Here is a 1,671-nt window from a genome sequence, read left to right as displayed (position 1 = left end):
GACCAGCGACATGTCCACCTGCCCGCGGCGGGCCGCCTCGGTGATCATCGCGTCCATCAGAGCCGCGAACACACCGGCGTCGCGCCATTGGCGGAACCGGTCGTAGACCGTCGACCAGGCTCCGAACTCCGGCGGGACCTCCCGCCACTGGCTGCCGGTGCGAAACCGCCAGACCACGCCCTCGAACCGGTCCCGCAACCGTTGCGGATACGGGCCGAACTCGCCTATCGGCAGGAACGGTTCGATCAACTGCCACTCGTCATCGTCGAGTTCACGTCGTCCCACGACAGTGTTCTATCAGCTTGTGAACAGAGAAGATCACAACTCCGTACAGGCCCTAACACCCCGGTCTACATGGTGTCCGACCACCACGGCACCGGCGGCACCATCCTCGACGCAGCCACGTTGACCGCCACCCGCCGCCTGTCCAAGCCCTTCGGCGAGGCTCGCGGCGCGCAACCCATCCAGGTCAACGGCCAATGGCCCACCGAAAAGGGCTTCTTCGGCAAGCCCATAGACGCCACCGGCCTCACCCACGTCGGAGCCCGCCAGTACGACCCCAACCTGGGCCGCTTCATCAGCGTCGACCCGATCTTGGACCTCGCCGACGCCCAAAAAATGCACGGCTATACCTACGCCAACAACAGCTCTATAATAATACTGTGCGACTCGGACGTCCAGCGGAGAGGTTTATCGTTAACCCATGAGAGTATCGGTTGCCTCCTCTGTGTTCCAGTTCGTTAAAAGTGTTCCCCTGCGTAATTAAGACGGGAAAGTGGATATGAGTTCTGCGGGAGAACTGAGCGAAGAAGAACTGCAACTCATTGAAGAGCGGGCTGGTTCTGCTACTCCGGGCCCGTGGTTCGTGCGAGATCTTGATGACAGGGAGAATATGAGTCTCACGGCCGTCAGTACGATGCCAGGCACTGGGTTTGACGAAAAATGGCCGAATTTCAACTCTGACGATATGGTGGCACTCACCCTGGTGCAGGATCCTGAGTACGCCACTACGCGCGACGAGCTGTGGGATCAGAACGCGGACTTTATTGCGTGCGCTCGACAGGATATTCCCCGCTTGATTTCCGAGGTCAGGCGACTTCGCAGTCTTTTGAAATAAGTGGTTGTGAGTGGGCGGTGTGCTGGTCGACATCGCCCGGTAGGGGTAGGGGGTCCGGGCTGCTCAATGAGCATTTCGAGTGTGGTCGTGGAGCTGTTGCTGGCTGTCATGTGTTGACCATGGTGGCCCTGGCCCCGCCGTGCGGCGCGTCCGAGGCCGCATCCGCGTCGAGGTTTTCCAGGGCGGGGACGACGGCGTCCACGGCCTCGCGCTGGTGCGGGCGCAGCAGCGACGCCGGCCGGCGCACGGGATGTTGTGAGGTCTCGGGCGGGAAAAGTGGCAAGGAATTCTGCACGATCTCGCTCTCCGCGTTGCCGGCTCCCGGACGTGATCGAGCTGTTGTGAAGCTGCAGCTCGGTGTCGTGGTGGCCGCATGAACGTGTCCTTGACCGTGTGGCGGGTCGTGCCTGGTCAAAGCGACGAAGAGGGCCCGGCCGAGACATTCCGGGGTGGGTTTCCGCGCTACGTGCTGACGTTTCGTCGGTCGCCTTCGTGCATCTTCCCCGCCCGATCCGTGCCCACCGGTCGCTGCGTTCCCGGACGTCGCCGTCCCG

General features: G+C 62.3%; 4 protein-coding genes. 2 read left to right on the top strand and 2 right to left on the bottom strand.

The features are described from left to right. Positions 1-285 (bottom strand): transposase (locus tag GT354_RS33145; protein WP_161360067.1); only part of this gene is annotated, 285 nt, incomplete at its 3' end. 69 nt (positions 286-354) lie between these two features. On the opposite strand from GT354_RS33145, the gene GT354_RS33140 reads away from it, so the two are divergent. Next, positions 355-744, top strand: a complete 390-nt coding sequence (locus GT354_RS33140) for an RHS repeat-associated core domain-containing protein (protein ID WP_161360066.1) — start codon at positions 355-357, stop codon at positions 742-744. A 37-nt stretch (positions 745-781) separates the two neighbouring features. Next, on the top strand, positions 782-1,117 hold the full coding sequence (locus GT354_RS33135) for a hypothetical protein (RefSeq protein ID WP_161360068.1): 336 nt from the start codon (positions 782-784) through the stop codon (positions 1,115-1,117). Between the two features lie 106 nt (positions 1,118-1,223). Here the strand turns inward: GT354_RS33135 and GT354_RS33130 are convergent, their stop codons facing one another. After that, entirely contained in the window at positions 1,224-1,412 is a 189-nt protein-coding gene (locus tag GT354_RS33130; RefSeq protein WP_161360065.1) for a hypothetical protein, read from the bottom strand. Positions 1,413-1,671: the final 259 nt, after the last annotated feature.

Origin of the sequence: Streptomyces sp. SID3343 (assembly GCF_009865215.1) — a bacterium.
In the GTDB taxonomy this organism is placed as follows: domain Bacteria; phylum Actinomycetota; class Actinomycetes; order Streptomycetales; family Streptomycetaceae; genus Embleya.
Note: the sequence above shows the minus strand (reverse complement) of the source record. Positions and strands in the feature narration are given on the sequence as shown.